The 15,023-nt window shown below is 62.6% G+C and carries 18 protein-coding genes and 1 tRNA gene; 8 read left to right on the top strand and 11 right to left on the bottom strand.

Annotation, left to right across the window (positions count from 1 at the left end):
- Positions 1 to 14: 14 nt before the first annotated feature.
- Genes rplV through rplC form a run of 6 tightly spaced genes read right to left on the bottom strand, consistent with a single transcriptional unit; the run spans position 15 to position 3,161 of the window.
- On the bottom strand, positions 15 to 380 hold the full coding sequence (gene rplV / locus KQ296_RS01140; RefSeq protein ID WP_006042209.1) for a 50S ribosomal protein L22: 366 nt from the start codon (positions 378 to 380) through the stop codon (positions 15 to 17).
- Positions 381 to 384: 4 nt separating this feature from the next.
- Positions 385 to 660 (bottom strand): 30S ribosomal protein S19, encoded by a 276-nt coding sequence (gene rpsS / locus KQ296_RS01145; RefSeq protein WP_006042208.1) that lies wholly within the window; start codon positions 658 to 660, stop codon positions 385 to 387.
- 35 nt (positions 661 to 695) lie between these two features.
- Positions 696 to 1,559 (bottom strand): 50S ribosomal protein L2, encoded by an 864-nt coding sequence (rplB, locus tag KQ296_RS01150; protein ID WP_011932345.1) that lies wholly within the window; start codon positions 1,557 to 1,559, stop codon positions 696 to 698.
- Between the two features lie 15 nt (positions 1,560 to 1,574).
- The gene (locus KQ296_RS01155; RefSeq protein ID WP_011932346.1) at positions 1,575 to 1,877 is read right to left on the bottom strand and encodes a 50S ribosomal protein L23; all 303 of its coding nucleotides are present in this window, start codon (positions 1,875 to 1,877) and stop codon (positions 1,575 to 1,577) included.
- Positions 1,870 to 2,505, bottom strand: a complete 636-nt coding sequence (gene rplD, locus KQ296_RS01160; protein WP_011932347.1) for a 50S ribosomal protein L4 — start codon at positions 2,503 to 2,505, stop codon at positions 1,870 to 1,872. The genes KQ296_RS01155 and rplD overlap by 8 nt, the downstream gene beginning before the upstream one ends.
- Entirely contained in the window at positions 2,505 to 3,161 is a 657-nt protein-coding gene (gene rplC, locus KQ296_RS01165) for a 50S ribosomal protein L3 (protein WP_011932348.1), read from the bottom strand. Before rplC ends, rplD begins: the two co-directional genes overlap by 1 nt.
- A gap of 397 nt (positions 3,162 to 3,558) precedes the next feature.
- Here rplC and KQ296_RS01170 point away from each other — a divergent pair, with 397 nt between their 5' ends.
- From KQ296_RS01170 to recA, 6 genes are all read left to right on the top strand, one after another.
- The gene (locus tag KQ296_RS01170) at positions 3,559 to 4,020 is read left to right on the top strand and encodes an NAD(P)H-quinone oxidoreductase subunit N (RefSeq protein ID WP_011932349.1); all 462 of its coding nucleotides are present in this window, start codon (positions 3,559 to 3,561) and stop codon (positions 4,018 to 4,020) included.
- A 62-nt stretch (positions 4,021 to 4,082) separates the two neighbouring features.
- Positions 4,083 to 5,060 (top strand): LdpA C-terminal domain-containing domain, encoded by a 978-nt coding sequence (locus KQ296_RS01175; protein WP_011932350.1) that lies wholly within the window; start codon positions 4,083 to 4,085, stop codon positions 5,058 to 5,060.
- A gap of 72 nt (positions 5,061 to 5,132) precedes the next feature.
- Positions 5,133 to 6,770 (top strand): AAA family ATPase, encoded by a 1,638-nt coding sequence (locus tag KQ296_RS01180; protein WP_011932351.1) that lies wholly within the window; start codon positions 5,133 to 5,135, stop codon positions 6,768 to 6,770.
- 104 nt (positions 6,771 to 6,874) lie between these two features.
- Positions 6,875 to 6,946: transfer RNA gene (locus KQ296_RS01185), tRNA-Gln, on the top strand.
- Positions 6,947 to 6,950: 4 nt separating this feature from the next.
- On the top strand, positions 6,951 to 7,727 hold the full coding sequence (locus tag KQ296_RS01190) for an HAD family hydrolase (protein WP_011932352.1): 777 nt from the start codon (positions 6,951 to 6,953) through the stop codon (positions 7,725 to 7,727).
- A 152-nt stretch (positions 7,728 to 7,879) separates the two neighbouring features.
- A complete protein-coding gene (recA, locus tag KQ296_RS01195) occupies positions 7,880 to 9,028 on the top strand; it encodes a recombinase RecA (protein WP_011932353.1) in 1,149 nt (382 codons plus the stop codon).
- Positions 9,029 to 9,044: 16 nt separating this feature from the next.
- On the opposite strand, the gene KQ296_RS01200 is transcribed toward recA, so the two are convergent.
- From KQ296_RS01200 to KQ296_RS01210, 3 genes are all read right to left on the bottom strand, one after another.
- Complete coding sequence (locus KQ296_RS01200) at positions 9,045 to 9,389, bottom strand: DUF1815 family protein (protein WP_011932354.1); 345 nt, start codon at positions 9,387 to 9,389, stop codon at positions 9,045 to 9,047.
- A gap of 74 nt (positions 9,390 to 9,463) precedes the next feature.
- Positions 9,464 to 9,703 (bottom strand): DUF2839 domain-containing protein, encoded by a 240-nt coding sequence (locus KQ296_RS01205; RefSeq protein WP_011932355.1) that lies wholly within the window; start codon positions 9,701 to 9,703, stop codon positions 9,464 to 9,466.
- A 37-nt stretch (positions 9,704 to 9,740) separates the two neighbouring features.
- Positions 9,741 to 11,189, bottom strand: a complete 1,449-nt coding sequence (locus KQ296_RS01210) for a helicase (protein ID WP_011932356.1) — start codon at positions 11,187 to 11,189, stop codon at positions 9,741 to 9,743.
- Positions 11,190 to 11,288: 99 nt separating this feature from the next.
- Between KQ296_RS01210 and KQ296_RS01215 the strand changes: the two genes are divergently transcribed.
- The gene (locus KQ296_RS01215) at positions 11,289 to 12,194 is read left to right on the top strand and encodes a prephenate/arogenate dehydrogenase (protein WP_011932357.1); all 906 of its coding nucleotides are present in this window, start codon (positions 11,289 to 11,291) and stop codon (positions 12,192 to 12,194) included.
- Here KQ296_RS01215 and crtD read toward each other — a convergent pair.
- On the bottom strand, positions 12,178 to 13,692 hold the full coding sequence (crtD, locus tag KQ296_RS01220) for a C-3',4' desaturase CrtD (RefSeq protein ID WP_011932358.1): 1,515 nt from the start codon (positions 13,690 to 13,692) through the stop codon (positions 12,178 to 12,180). The genes KQ296_RS01215 and crtD overlap by 17 nt on opposite strands.
- Positions 13,693 to 13,728: 36 nt before the next feature.
- On the opposite strand from crtD, the gene KQ296_RS01225 reads away from it, so the two are divergent.
- Positions 13,729 to 14,610 (top strand): fructosamine kinase family protein, encoded by an 882-nt coding sequence (locus KQ296_RS01225; protein ID WP_259726296.1) that lies wholly within the window; start codon positions 13,729 to 13,731, stop codon positions 14,608 to 14,610.
- Between the two features lie 37 nt (positions 14,611 to 14,647).
- On the opposite strand, the gene KQ296_RS01230 is transcribed toward KQ296_RS01225, so the two are convergent.
- The gene (locus tag KQ296_RS01230) at positions 14,648 to 15,022 is read right to left on the bottom strand and encodes a CAAD domain-containing protein (RefSeq protein ID WP_011932360.1); all 375 of its coding nucleotides are present in this window, start codon (positions 15,020 to 15,022) and stop codon (positions 14,648 to 14,650) included.
- Position 15,023 lies beyond the last annotated feature (1 nt).

Here is a 15,023-nt window from a genome sequence, read left to right on the forward strand (position 1 = left end):
GGTGTGCTCGGGGGTCAGGAGTCGGTCTGGGATGCCACAGCAATGCTGATGTGACAGGTCTGCTTTTTGATCGCGTAGGCGCGACCCTGGGCGCGGGGCCGATAGCGCTTCATGGAGGGGCCCATATCGGCGCTGGCCTGAGAGATCACCAGGGTGGAGGGGTCAAGACCGAGGTTGTGCTCGGCATTGGCCACTGCAGAACGCAGCACCTTGGTGATCGGGCCGGTGGAGCGATAGGGCATGAACTCGAGCATGATCAGCGCATCGCGGTAGGTGCGTCCGCGGATCTGATCGAGCACCCGCCGCACCTTCGACACGGAGCCGCGAATGAAGCGGCCGTGGGCTTGGGCGGTGGTTGCCGTTGGGGATGACGTTGTCATGGACTCAGCGGCCTCCTTTCTTGTCTTTGATGTGGCCCTTGAAGGTGCGGGTCGGAGCGAATTCGCCCAGTTTGTGACCGACCATCTGCTCGGTCACGAAGACCGGCACATGGGTTTTGCCGTTGTGCACGGCAATGGTGTGACCGATCATCATCGGCAGGATCGTGGAAGCCCTGGACCACGTTTTGATCACCGACTTGTCGTCGGCTGCATTTTGCTTTTCAACCTTGCGAAGCAGGCTGTCAGCGATGAAAGGGCCTTTTTTAAGTGAACGTCCCATGGCGGATTAAGCGAACAGCAAAACAGTGATGAACATCAGGAGTCGCGTCCGCCACGGCTCCGCTTGGACGTCTTGCGACGCTTCCGGAGGACGAACTTGTTACTCGGCTTGTTGCGCTTGCGGGTCTTGAGGCCCAGGGCGGGTTTGCCCCAGGGCGTCACAGGACCAGAGCGGCCGATGGGAGCCCGGCCCTCACCACCACCGTGGGGGTGGTCGCAAGGGTTCATCACACTGCCTCGCACCTGGGGACGACGTCCCAGCCAGCGGCGACGGCCGGCTTTGCCGAGGCTGGTGTTGCGAATCTCGGAATTACCGACTTCGCCCAGCGTGGCGTAACACTCACGCCGGACCAGACGCACCTCGGTGGATGGCAGCTTGAGAGCGACATAGTCGCCTTCTTTCGCCATCACCTGGGCACTGGCACCGGCCGTGCGCACCATCTGGCCGCCCCGCCCGGCATAGAGCTCGACGCAGTGCACGCTCGAGCCGAGAGGCACGGAGGAGAGCGGCATGGCATTGCCGTCCTCAATCGGGGCATCGGGCCCTGAAATCACGGTCTGTCCGACCGTGACACCTGCAGGAGCAAGGATGTAGCGCTTCTCGCCATCGGTGTAGAAGAGCAGCGCCAACCGCGCATTGCGGTGCGGGTCGTAATGAATGGCCGCCACTTTGGCGGGCACACCGTGCTTGTTGCGTCGGAAATCAACGACGCGGTATTGGCGCTTGTGGCCACCGCCGCGATGGCGGCAGGTGATCACACCGCGGTTGTTGCGCCCCTTGCGGCGGTGCTTGGACACCACAAGCGAGCGTTCCGGCTTGCGGCCGGTGACCTCACTGAAGTCGGTGACCACCCGGGTGCGGGTTCCGGGGGTATAGGGGCGGAAAGAGCGAATTGCCATGACGTTTCAGACCCCTCAGGACTCAGGGAAGAGTTGGATGGAGCTGCCTTCGGCGAGGCGCACCACGGCCTTTTTCACCTGGGCACGCTTGCCGGCGAAACGGCCGACCCGACGGCTCCGGCGAGGCGGGTTCATGGTGCTGATGCCCGTGACCTTGACATCAAAGAGTTGCTCGACAGCAGCCTTGATGTCGGGCTTGGCAGCGCGGTGATCCACCTCAAAGGTGTACTGGTTGAGTTCCAGTGCACGGGTGGCTTTTTCTGTGATCAGCGGCCGGCGGATCACATCCGCCAGGCGTCCGGTGAAGCGCTCAGTCATCGCCGTAAACCTCCTGGATGGTTGCGAGAGCCTCTTCGCCCAGCACCAGTGCGTTGGCGTGGAGCAGGTCGAAGACATTGAGTTGGTTGGCTGCGATCAGCTTCACCTTCTCGAGGTTGCGGACGGAACGACGGAGCACCTCCGAAGGGGTCCCCAGCACGATCAGAACTTTGGAATCGGCTTCGATGCCAAGGCGTCCGAGGGCATCAACGATTTCCCGAGTCTTCGGTGCCTCAAGTGAGGTTCCGAAATCCTTCACCACGGTGACGTCGTCAATCCGAGCCATCAGTGCGGTGCGCAGGGCCAGGCGACGCTCCTTGCGGTTCATCGCGAGGTTGTAGCTGCGGGGTTTCGGTCCAAACACGATGCCGCCACCGGGACGGAGAGGTGTACGGATCGAACCCTGACGAGCCCGGCCTGTGCCTTTCTGTTTGTAGGGCTTGCGACCACCACCGCGGACCTCAGACCGGGTCAGGGTGCTCGCCGTGCCCTGACGGGTGTGGGCCTGCTGGCGCAGAACCGCACGATGCATCAGATCGAGGGCTGTGGTTTCTTTGGCGACCTTCAGGTCCAGGGAAGCCTTTCCGGTTTCCTTGCCCTGCCAGTCGCGGACTACACAGTTAGCCATCACTTACCTCCTTTGGCGGGCTTGGCACCCACGCGGTTGGCGGGGCGGATGTTGAGCAGCGCACCGGGCTTGCCTGGAACGGAGCCCTTCACCACCAACAGATTGCGATCGCTGTCCACCTTGAGGATGGTGAGTCCGCGGGTGGTGGTTTTCTTGCCGCCATAGCGACCGGCCATGCGCTTGCCGGGGTAGATACGGCCCGGCGTTGTGCCGGCGCCGGTGGAACCCGGTTCACGGTGATTTTTGGAACCGTGGGTCATCGGACCACGGCTGAAACCATGGCGCTTCTGGTAACCGGCAAAGCCGCGTCCCATCGTGTCGCCGCTGACGTCAACCTTTTGGCCGGCTTCGAAGTCACTCACGGTGACTGCACCACCGAGTTCCAATCCGTTGACGTCGTCAACGCGGTACTCACTGAGGTGGCGGAGCACACCTTCACCAGATTTGGCGAGGTGACCCTTGGCTGGTTTGTTGACCAGCTTGTCGCGGGTCTCCCCGAAGCCGATCTGGACGGCGCTATAGCCGTCGGTTTCTGTTGTTTTGAGTTGGGTGATCCGGCAAGGACCCGCCTCGATCAGAGTGACCGGGACGGCTTTGCCTTGCTCGTCGAAGAGCTGGGACATACCCAGCTTCTTCCCAAGGATGCCGATGGACATGGGAGGTAATGACGCCAGCGTGGACAACCCCATTCGCGCGACCGAAGGCGCAGGAATGGTGGCCTGATGGGGGCTGATCGAAATGACGCAGTCGTGGCCGAAGCGGTCGGAGGCATGGCCACCGAATCGATTCGGAATGGAGCTAGCGAGCGAATCAGCTGGCTGGGACTTGCCCGATCGGTTAGATCGGTAGTTTCCCGGCAGCACAACAATCGAGATTGTTTTGCTGCTCTGGCCTGGGGACCCGGCGCACTCGCCGGATCTGCTCTTGGAACTGGAGGCCCGGCTAGCGGACGGGCACAGATCTTCCGAGCAAACAAAAACACTACACCAGCGTGTGCCGGCTTCCGTTCACCTCTGATTAGCTGCCAGACTCTTCCCCATCTGAGATGAACTCATGCCGCTGCTGCTTTCTGGTCGGGGTTTCCGCCGTGAGCTGGAGTCCGCAGGATGCATGGCTGTTCATGCCCCTCTTGAGGGGGGTGCCGAGACACGCCTGCTTCGACGTCTGCGCGCGGCTGGCTACCGCACCCATCTGACGTCCGCTCGCGGGCTCGGCGATCCGGAGGTGTTCCTGTTTCAGAAGCATGGGGTGCGCCCGCCTCACCTGGGTCACCAGAGCGTCGGTCGCGGCGCTGCCGTTGGTGAGGTTCACGACGTGATGCCCCTGCTCGGCGAAGTCTTTCTTGGCGATAAGCCTGTCGTGCTTTGGTTGCTGGAAGGCCAGGTTCTGTCTCGCTCCGAGTTGCTCAGCCTGTGTGACCTTTGCCGAAGGGAGCCTCGTCTCAAGATCGTTGTGGAAATGGGCGGAGCCAGAAGTTTGCGCTGGCAGCCGATGACCCAGCTTCTCGCAGCCTGAGCACCTCTCTGCCACGGAGCGCCGCCCTTCGGGGCGAGGACGCGCTGCGTCAGGGCTGCTGGGTGAAGTTGATCTGCGGTGCCAGCAATCAGGATCTCGCCTCAATCGCAGACCTGTGTGCTGTGTATGCCGCAGCGGGCGTGCACTGTGTCGACGTTGCCGCCGATGCGGCGGTGGTTCATGCCGCGCGTCTCGGACTGCACTGGGCCCGCCAACGCACCGGTTCCTCGCCCTGGTTGATGGTCAGCGTCAGCGATGGATCCGATGTGCATTTCCGCAAGGCTGTTTTCGACCCAGAGCTGTGCCCCTCCGATTGCCCAAGGCCCTGCGAGCGGGTCTGCCCCGCCAACGCCATCACGGCAGACCGCGGTGTCGAGGCCAGTGTTTGTTATGGATGTGGGCGCTGTCTTCCTGCCTGCCCCCAGCAGCTCATTCACGCCCAGGAGCACCAGGTTGGACTTGAGGGGCTGAGTCCCTTGCTTCAGGAGCTGCAACCGGATGCTTTGGAAATTCACACGGCTCCGGAGCGAGGTGCGGCGTTTGAGCGCACGTTGCAGGCGGTGGCAGCGTCCCGCGTTCCGCTTCAGCGCTTGGCGGTGAGCTGCGGGCTGGAGGGCCATGGCGTCACCCCAGCTGATCTGGCCAGGGAGCTCTGGACGCGTCACAGCGCACTACGTCGCCTGGGGATGCGACCCCTTTGGCAGTTGGATGGTCGTCCGATGAGCGGGGATGTGGGAGCTGGAACGGCCCGTGCCGCTCTGCGGCTCTGGCAGCAGCTGCGCACGATCGCCCCCCCAGGCCCCCTGCAGCTCGCCGGAGGCACCAACGACGTCACGCTCAATCTTCTGCAAACCCTGGAGCCATCGACGCTGGTACGCCCCTCAGGGGTGGCGTTTGGCGGCATGGCACGGGCGCTTCTTCAGCCCCTGCTTCATCAGGCGGAGATGCGCCAGACCACGCTGCGGGACTGGCCCACGGGATGGGAGGAGGCCGTGACCCTGGCACGCTCTCTCGTGACCCCCTGGTTGCAGAGGGGCTGAGGCGTCCTCGCAGCACGGCATCTCCCTGCTAGAAGGCGATCGGAGCCTCACGGTTGGCGGGTTGAAACGGACATGAGCACCGAGCGCATCACCGATGACCTGCAGCGACTTTTGTCGCTTTTGCCCACACCCGTGCGAAAGGTCCTTGAGCAGAACGAGCAGAGCGACCAGTTGCTGGAGGTGGTTCTGGATCTCGGCAGGCTTCCTGAGGCCCGTTATCCAGGTCGCTCGCAACCTTTGGGGGACCGCTGCCTTGAGCGCAGCGACCTGGAGGAGATGGTCGATCGCCTTGGACAATTCGGCGCCGACAATCGAGCCGGCATTGAACGCACGCTCCATCGCATCAGTGCCATTCGCAATCGTCGTGGTGATGTCGTGGGGCTCACCTGCAGGGTCGGGCGTGCCGTTTTCGGCACGGTCGCCATGGTGAGGGATCTGCTCGACAGTGAGCAATCGTTGCTGCTGATGGGCCGGCCTGGTGTGGGAAAGACCACAGCGCTGCGCGAGATCGCCAGGGTGCTTGCGGATGATCTGGGCAAACGGGTTGTGGTGATCGATACAAGCAACGAGATCGCCGGCGATGGGGACATTCCCCACCCGGCGATCGGCCGGGCGCGGCGCATGCAGGTCGCGCGCCCTGAATTGCAGCATCAGGTCATGATCGAGGCCGTTGAAAATCACATGCCCGAGGTCATCGTGATCGATGAAATCGGAACCGAGCTTGAGGCGCAGGCTGCGCGCACCATCGCGGAGAGAGGCGTGATGCTTGTGGCGACGGCCCACGGGAACGCCCTCGCCAATTTGATCAAGAATCCAACGTTGTGTGATCTGGTGGGCGGGATCGAATCGGTCACCCTCGGGGATGAGGAGGCTCGCCGACGTCGCAGCCAGAAGACAGTCCTGGAGCGCGCTGCAGAACCGACGTTTCCGATCGCCATTGAGATGCACAGCCGTCATCGCTGGGCGGTGCATGACGATGTGGCCCGGACGGTTGATCTGCTTCTGCGCGGGCAGACTCCAAGACCCCAGGAGCGCGAACTGACCGAGGATGGGGGCGTGCGGCTCGTGGACGCTGTCGCCCCTCAATCCCTGCGGGCTCCGCAAAAACGACCGGCTCTTGCGGTGGTTCCCATGCCCGATCCTGTTGCTGAACCGGTGCGGGTGTCTGCGTCTAAAGACGCGGAAAAGACGGAGGGGCGGGACCCGGAAACATTGCAGATTCTTTGCTGCGGCCTCAGCCGCCAGCGCCTGGAAGAAGCCGTTCGCTGTCATCGATGGCCCGTTCAGGCGGTGGACGATCTCTCCGCTGCGGATGTTCTGCTCAGCGTGCGCCAGGGGCTTGGCCGCCAACCTGAGCTTCGTCGTCAGGCGCGGGAGGCCGGGGTACCCATCCTGGTGATCAAATCCGACTCCTTGCCCCAAGTGGAGCGGGCTCTCGAGCGTCTGCTCAGTCGCCGATCACGCCCTGAGACGCAATCGTTGCCGCCGGTGTCCGCCGCGGAGCCCGCACGCGGAGATGCTCTTGCCGCTCTCGAGGAGTGTCGTCTGGCCGTGGAACGGGTGGTGATGCCGGAGGGGCGTCCTGTGGAGCTCTTGCCCCGCAGTGAAGTGGTGCTGCAGATGCAGGCTGATCTGGTGGCGCGCTACAGCCTGCGCAGTGATGTGTACGGGCCTTCCGATCAGCGACGCCTCAGGGTTTTTCCCCCTTAATCCTGCGTCTTGTGGGGCTGACGGATTGACGAAGGTCACTCCGCTGTGGGTAACTATCTGAACGCCAGTGCTGATCTCCGCAAGAGATCTTGGGCTGGAGTCAATGGGCCGTCGCCAAGTGGTAAGGCAGCGGGTTTTGGTCCCGCCATTCCTAGGTTCGAATCCTAGCGGCCCAGTTTTATGAGGATTCCAGTGGTGTCCTGCGAACTCCTCGTCTTCGATTTCGATGGAGTCATCGTTGATGGGATGCAGGAATACTGGTGGAGTGCCCGCCGCGCAGCGTTGAGTCTTCGTCCCGGGACTGCGCTTCCAGACGCCATCCCCGATGGGTTTCGCGCTCTGCGCCCCTGGATTCATCACGGCTGGGAGATGGTGCTGATCGCGGCGCTGCTGTCTGAGCCCAGCCAAGCGCTGGGAGCAGGTGATCTTCAGAGGGTGATCCGTGATTACGGCGCATTCTGTTCTGAAGGCCTGTCCCGGTTTGGCTGGACGCCGACTCTCCTGCAGGAGCGGCTTGAGCACGTCCGTCGCGAGGCTGTTGCAAGCGATCGTGCTCGTTGGTTGGCGATGCATCGGCCCTATCCAGGGGTGCCGGAGCGCCTGGCGTCGCTGGGCGATGACGGCGTGGCCTGGGCGGTGCTTACCACCAAAGGGAAAGACTTCACGTCGGAACTGCTGGCGTCGATGGGCCTGACGCCCGCGCGCTTGGACGGACGGGAGTCGGGGCCTAAACCCGAGGTGTTGCTCAGCCTTCAACGCGATTGGCAGCTGAAGGGCTTCATCGAAGACCGCAAGGCGACCCTGGAAACGGTGCGTGGCACGGCTGGGCTCGAGGCGCTGCCCTGCTGGCTGGCCTCATGGGGATATCTGAAGCCGGATGACCCCGCGACCCTGCCCGACGGCGTGAGGCTGCTCAGCCCGGAATGCTTCGCAAGGCCCTTGGCGAGCTGGAACTGATTCGTTAACGTACATCTGTACTACGTGTGACGGATGGTTCGTGTTGGGGCACTGGATGGATTGTCCGGTGTCTGTTCCCAGGGCAGCGGCGGTTCCGCCGCCGTCCTGATCAGCTGCCGCCGACGCCCTCTAGCCCTTTAACTGTTGAAGCCATGCCAGTCGAAGTGAAATCCTCCCAGTCCTCCGGTGGAGATGTCCGCCCCGGTGAGCGTGATCAAGCGCTCAATCTCGTGCTCGGGCAAATCGAGCGCAATTTCGGGAAGGGGTCGATCATGCGTCTTGGAGACGCCTCCCGAATGCGGGTGGAGACCATCTCCACCGGAGCGCTCACCCTCGACCTTGCCTTGGGCGGTGGTTATCCCAAAGGACGGGTTGTGGAGGTGTACGGGCCTGAAAGTTCCGGTAAGACCACGCTGACTCTGCATGCCATTGCCGAGGTGCAGCGGCGTGGCGGTGTGGCGGCCTTCGTGGACGCTGAGCATGCCCTCGATCCCGTCTACGCCGCTTCGCTTGGCGTCGATATCGAGAATTTGTTGGTGTCGCAGCCCGACACCGGCGAAATGGCCCTGGAGATCGTCGATCAGCTCGTGCGCTCCGCTGCCGTTGACATCGTGGTGGTGGACTCGGTGGCCGCCCTGACGCCTCGGGCTGAGATCGAAGGGGAGATGGGTGATCTGGCCGTGGGCTCCCAGGCGCGGTTGATGAGTCAGGCCATGCGCAAGATCACAGGCAACATCGGAAAATCCGGTTGCACCGTGATTTTCCTCAACCAGTTGCGTTTGAAAATCGGCGTGACCTATGGCAATCCGGAAACCACAACCGGTGGTAACGCCCTCAAGTTCTATGCCTCGGTGCGCCTCGACATCCGCCGCATTCAGACGCTGAAGCGCGGCACTGAGGAGTACGGGATCCGGGCCAAGGTGAAGGTGGCCAAAAACAAAGTGGCCCCGCCCTTCCGCATCGCTGAATTCGACATCCTTTTCGGCCGTGGCATCAGCACGTTGGGATGCTTGCTGGATCTGGCCGAAGAAACCGGTGTTGTGACCCGCAAAGGAGCCTGGTACAGCTACGAAGGCGACAACATTGGCCAGGGTCGAGACAACACCATTGGCTGGCTGGAACAGAATCCTGAGGCCAAGGACACGATCGAGACGTTGGTGCGACAGAAGCTCACCGAGGGCTCGGAAGTGACGTCCAATTCCATGCGACCCCTTGCCGCTGCTGCACGCTCCGCGGCCACGAAGTCCGCTGCCAAAGGGTCAGAGGTTCAGGCCGATGTCAAAACCAAAGGGGCTGCCTGAGCGCGGCCCCCTGGGTTCACCGTTGCATTGAGATGGACGAGCTGCGTTGCGTGCGGCTCTCCTGAAGGTTGTCGGCAATGCGCTGGAGCTCCTGAATCGCTTCGGCGCCTTCGAATTTCACCAATTCGCGTCCGTTGCGCGACTCAACCCAGCTGATTCCAAAGTCGGAAACAAGAAATCGCACCATGTGCTGATCGCCGAGTTCAGCAACGAAGGAGGCGCCAGAGCCATCACGACCGTCGTCGCAGACGTAGCAGGTTGCTGTGACACCCAGTTTCTGCAGGCTTTTGGCAAGAGCCTGCAGGCTCATCACCAGGTCTTGAACGACCGTTCGATATTGCTCTGACAAGCGCAAAAACATTGCAACCACTCAACACTTGAGTGAATTCTAAAGGTTTTCTATTGATTTCGATGCGTCTCTGCCCCGTGGTTCTTTCAGGGTGTGTCTGCAAGGGTCCACCAGCCCGCGGCAGGGCCAACAAAGCGCACCACCACCCAGAACACCACCAGCGCTCCGATGCCGACCCAAGCGCCGCGCGTGGTGATCGAGACAAACTGCGATGCCTGGCTTCGGGTTAGGGGCAGCCAGGCAAGGAAGCGTTCGGAGTCTTTGGGATCGGTCTTGTTCTGACGGGGCGGCAGGCCCTGGCTGGCACGACGGCGGGCTTCTCCCATGATTGTTCTATCCCTCGAGCCAGCCTAGAGCTGTTCTTCAATCTGGTCGCAGCCGCTGCAGTGAACTCCACGGTTCTAGGGCCTGGAACACCTGCTCCCCCCAGCTGCGGCTTCGGACCCGGCCATCCAGAATGGCCAGACGGCCGCCACTGCGCCTGAGAGGGGCAATGGCCGGTATCAGGATCGCGAGAGCCTCCGGGAGGAGTAGGTCTCTGAACCAGTCGCGACCTTGCTTTTTTAAGACTTTCACGCGCGCCGCAGTGAGTGGATCTTCCAGGCTTGCGATCGGCAGCAGGGCTGTGATGAGCTGATCCGGTTCAGGCAGGGTTGGTTGATGGGTCATCCACCAGCTCCACGTGGTGCAAATCACCCCATTGGGTTTGTCGCAGGCTCGATCCAGGGTCACCCTGCTCCCGAATTCCGCCGCCAGTTCGCTGGCCAGTCGCTGCAGCAGGGCTGTGTCATCAGCAAGAACCACTGTTAGGCCCGAGCGGCCAAGGATGAGGCGCCGGCATTGATCGAGCAGATGGCTGGCGTAGATCTCTGTGTTGGGCAGGGGTTGCCTTCGGGGCGCGTAGATCGGGATCGGTTCACTGCGTGGCGGCTCGCGCAGATCAATGCGAACGACAGGATCGTCACGGTCGGCAGGTGCGCTGCTTGAGGCTCTGCGGAATCCCCCATCGCCATGAATCAAAGTCCAAGGCCGGTGCTTGAACAGGTCTCGGATGACCTCAAGCGGTTCCAGGGGCTGAAGCGTCCATTGCCACTGCAGGTGTTCATGGTCGAGTCGGGCCCAGCTCGCCCAGGTGTCCACTCCCATGGTGGCGAGGTGATTCCAGGGTTCCGGCGCCTGGCCGGTCAATTGCAGTAAGTCGCGGACGCTGGTCAGGGCGCTGTCGGGCATGGAGAGCTGACGGCCCTGGCTGGACCCACGGGCAAACAGTTGCCGGCTCAAGCGTTCATGCAGGTCTAGAAGTCCTTGGCCAGTGGCCGGAAAGGCGGTTCTGAGCTCTTCCCAGTGGCGCGCTTCGAGCTGCACGGCCATGGCCTCCCGGAGTCGTGCAGCCAGATGTTCAGCTTCTGGAATCACCAGGTGGTCGTCGTCCCGGAGGTGCCCCAGGCGGTACGCCGTGATCAGTTGGCTGGGCGTGAGCAGCCACAGTTGATCGCCTGTGGGGGGGTGAATGCTGCTCCAACATCCGAGCCGTAGATCGCTCTCGAGCAGGCGGGGACGCTCCAGGCTGAGAAAGCGCTGACGTTGCGCTGCATCCAGCACCAGCACGGTGTGACGACTCTGAAGGCAGAGGGGAACGAGCAGCGCCAGCCACCAGCGTTCATTGCTGCCGGCCGAGAGCTGGATCCGGGTTTGATCGCGGCGGCGCAAGCTGCGGCCCACCAGCCGACTCAAAGTCAGTTGATGCTCCCACTGCCCGGCATCCGCGCGGAGCAGATGCTTCAGCTGCTGATGGGCCTGAACTTCCAACATCGGCCAACCCTACGGAGCCTTCCGACAAGCAAGGGTTCAACCTGATCATGCGTGCGGTCTCAAGTGGTGAAGCAACATGGTGGCCTTGGCTGAACAGGCATGGGCGAGGAGCGGAGCACGGGGCTGCAGGCTCTTGGAACGGTCGGTGTCGTTGGCCTTGGTCTGATCGGTGGCTCGATCGCTCTCGACCTCCGCCAGCAGGGTGTGCCGGTGATCGGTCTTGTGCATCGCGAAAGCACAGCGGCGCGAGCCATGGAGCGAGGGCTGGTGGATGCAGTTAGTTGCCAGTTGTCCTGTCTCAACGACTGCAACACCGTGATCCTGGCGCTTCCGATCGAAGCGCTGCTCAATCCCGAGCCGCAGTTGGTCGAAGCGCTACCAGCCCATGCCGTTGTCACGGATGTGGCGTCGGTGAAAGGGGCAGTGCTTGAAGCCTGGCGCCACCGTCACCCTCGCTTCGTGGCGGCCCACCCCATGGCGGGTACGGATCAGTCCGGCGTCGACGCAGGGGTGCTGGGATTGTTCCGAGGCCGCCCGTGGGTGGCAACGCCTGAGTCGGCGACCGATCCTCAGGCCTTGGCCAGCGTGAAAGTGTTGGCTGAAGGGCTTGGAAGCGACTGGATCACAGCCGATGCTGCTTGCCACGACCAGGCCGTGGCACTGGTGTCCCACCTGCCCGTGATGGTGAGCGCTGCGTTGTTGAGGGCGGCCAGCGAGGAACGGGATCCAAGGGTTCTGGATCTTGCTCGCCGTCTGGCGTCCAGCGGGTTTGCCGACACCACCCGGGTGGGCGGAGGCAACCCAGCTCTCGGCACGGCGATGGCGTGCCGCAACACGGCAGCCCTGCTCAAGGCCTTGGCCGCATACCGGTGGAGCCTGGAACAGTTGGAGGAAGCGATCCTCAGCGGCCACTGGGCTCAGCTGGAGAATGAATTGCACAAGACCAGCACCCTGCGTCCGGGGTTTGTCGAGAAGGGGCCTGGTCCGCTCAGTCCGCCAGGGTGAGCGTCCGGCCTCGTTCCTGCATCAGTTGACTGCAGGCCATCAGGGCAGACAGCGTCACGCCTGCGGTTCCTTCGCCGGGGTGAATCGAATCACCGCAGAGCCAGAGCTTGCGGATCGGACTGCGACTGGCCAAACCGAACGGACCAAAGCGATCTGGGCTTTGTCCCAGTCCGCCCACCACGCCCTTCGGGCGACCTGTCCAGTAAGCGAAGCCGCGGGGGGTGGACAACTCGCTGTGCAGCCAGGCCTCGGCCGAAAGCGTCAGGGCTTCTTCAACCCCGCGGCGCATCTGCCCAAGCACGGTTTGTTTGCGCTTCTGGTAGGCCTCTTCCGGCAAGTCATGCCATCCCTCAGGGGTGGTGAACACGCTGGCGATCACTGTGGCCTCGCCAGCGGGGGCACGGCCATCCCCCTCGCTGCTGATCGAGAGAAAGAGTGATCCGGGAGTGTCCCAGTCGCACTGCAGATGGCCTGGACAGGCTTCAGGAAGATCACGCCGGTGCACGGCTCCGTAGAACACCAGCGCCCCACTCGGAGCGTCGAGGGTTTGCAGGTGGCGGCGATAGGACGCGCCGAGCAGGTTGCTGTCTGGAATTAAAGAGGGCAAGCACTGAGGCGGAAGACTGCACACCACATCGGCCGCTTGCAGGGACCGTTGCCCACCGCCCGGTTGCTCGATCTGCACGGTCCAGCTGTCGCCGCTGTGCTGTCGCTCCATCAAGACGGCGCGATGGCGTAGAAGCACCTCGGCGCCATCGCGCTGAAGGGAGCGCAAGAGCTGGTCGCTCAGGCTCTGCATCGATCCCTGCAGGTGCCAGAGGCCTAAGGGGGCCTGACACATCTGCAGAACGGTGGCTCCATAGAGCGCTGCCGTTTGATCGGCCGGCTGCTGGGAATAGAGCCTGAGCTGGAGATCGAGAAAACGGCGCAAGCGAAGGTTGCTGGCGCAGCCGCAGAGTCTCAGAAGGTCGGCAACAGTGAGCAGGCTGAGGGGTGCTGAGGCGAGATTGCCGGGGGTGAGTGCCTTGAGCGTCCGGCTCAGATCCCAGCCTGAACGCACGGGCAGCACGGGGTCGGCTGCGGCGAATTGCCAGTTCTGGCGATGAATCCAGCTGCAGAGATCCCAGAACCGCTCCGTTCCAGGGAATTGACGCGACCGTTCCTCCCGCCAGCGTTGGGGGTCATGCCAGAGGTGGATGGGGGGTGATCCATCATTCAGATTCACCACACAGCCAGGGTCGAGGCGTTCCGCGGCCGGTGGCTCCAGGCCCAAATGGCGGAACAGGCGGGCATGGCTTCCACCCGGTTCCAGACCTGCCACCTGCGTGGCGCCAACGTCGAAGGTGTAGCGCCCTCGCTTGAACGTTCCAGCGCAGCCTCCAAGCTGGTGATGGGCTTCCAAGAGGGTTACCGACAGCCCTTCGCGGGCCAGCAAGGCCGCGGCAGTGAGGCCGGCAATTCCGCCTCCGATCACAATCGCGTCGCGGGAGCTGTCCATGACGGCATGCTGGCAGCTGCCTTCCGGTGCTTGTGGATGCGGGATCAGCTCGAGCAGATCCTTTCCAAGGAAAGAGACCTGTTGCGGGGGCGTTGCCTGACGTCCGTCGAGCCTGTTGGCGGTGGTGAAGTCGGAGCTTGTTGGAGAGCAGACCTGAGTGACGGCAGCGCTTGGTTCCTCAAGGTCTCTGATCCTGCCTCTCTTGAGGCTGAGCAGCGGGGGCTGCGGTCCTTGCGCCAATGGTCTGATGCTGACCTTGTGGAGGTCGTGGATGTGCTGGCGTGGCTTCCCCTAGAGCCTCAGGGGATTTTGGTGCTCCCTTGGTGGGAGATGGGGACTGGCGATCAGTTCAACCTCGGCCGAGGGCTGGCCCGTTTGCACCGGAGGTCGTCGCTGAACGGTCCTTCACGGTTTGGTTGGGACCATGACGGCTTTATCGGTCTCGGTCCCCAGCCGGCCGGATGGAGTGAAGACTGGGGTGAGGCCTTTGTTGCGCTGCGTTTGAAGCCTCAGCTGCGCTTGGCTGAGGCCTGGGCATTGCATGAAAACGACTGGTCATCTCTTGTTGCTCCGCTGGCCCAGTGGCTTGGCGACCATGCTCCAGATCCCTGTCTGGTTCATGGGGATCTATGGGCGGGCAATGCCGGTGTGCTGGCGGATGGACGGGGGCTGCTGATCGATCCCGCCAGCTGGCGGGCTGATCGCGAGGTCGATCTCGCCATGACACAACTCTTCGGCGGTTTTTCTCGCCGTTTCTATGAGGGGTACAGCAGAGAATGGCCTTTACCAGAGGGTTTTGAGCAACGAGTCGACGCCTTGAATCTCTACCACTTGCTCAATCACGCCAATTTATTTGGAGGTGGCTACCGCGATCGCTGTCGCCAGGTGATTAAACGGCTTCAAAAGACGCTTCTCTAACGATTTCGAGGGGGATGTGATCCCCCTCTGCAACGCATCAACCGAGATATTCCTTGCGGAGTGTCTGGATGCGGGTGACGAGGGCTGAGCGCTTTTCACTGGTGGTGAGGTTTTTCCAGCTCCACTGGCCAACCACCACAACACCCAGAAGCTCCAGCAGACCGGGAACGATCGGGAGCAGATTGATGGTGTCGAGAATGCCCTTGATCAGGATCTGGGCAACGATCACCGCTGCGAAGATGCCCACCACCTTGCCGATGCGGCCGGCCTGGCCCCAGTCGACTTTGTCGAGGGTTTCATTCACTTTGCCCAGGATGTCCTTGTACCGCTCCGCGAAGTCAACGCTCTCACCAGCTTGGGCAGCATCTGTGACGTCGGTGTCATTCACCTGGGTGGTGCTTTCGTCGCTCATG

Source organism: Synechococcus sp. CS-197 (assembly GCF_025128215.1).
In the GTDB taxonomy this organism is placed as follows: Bacteria; Cyanobacteriota; Cyanobacteriia; order PCC-6307; family Cyanobiaceae; genus Synechococcus_C.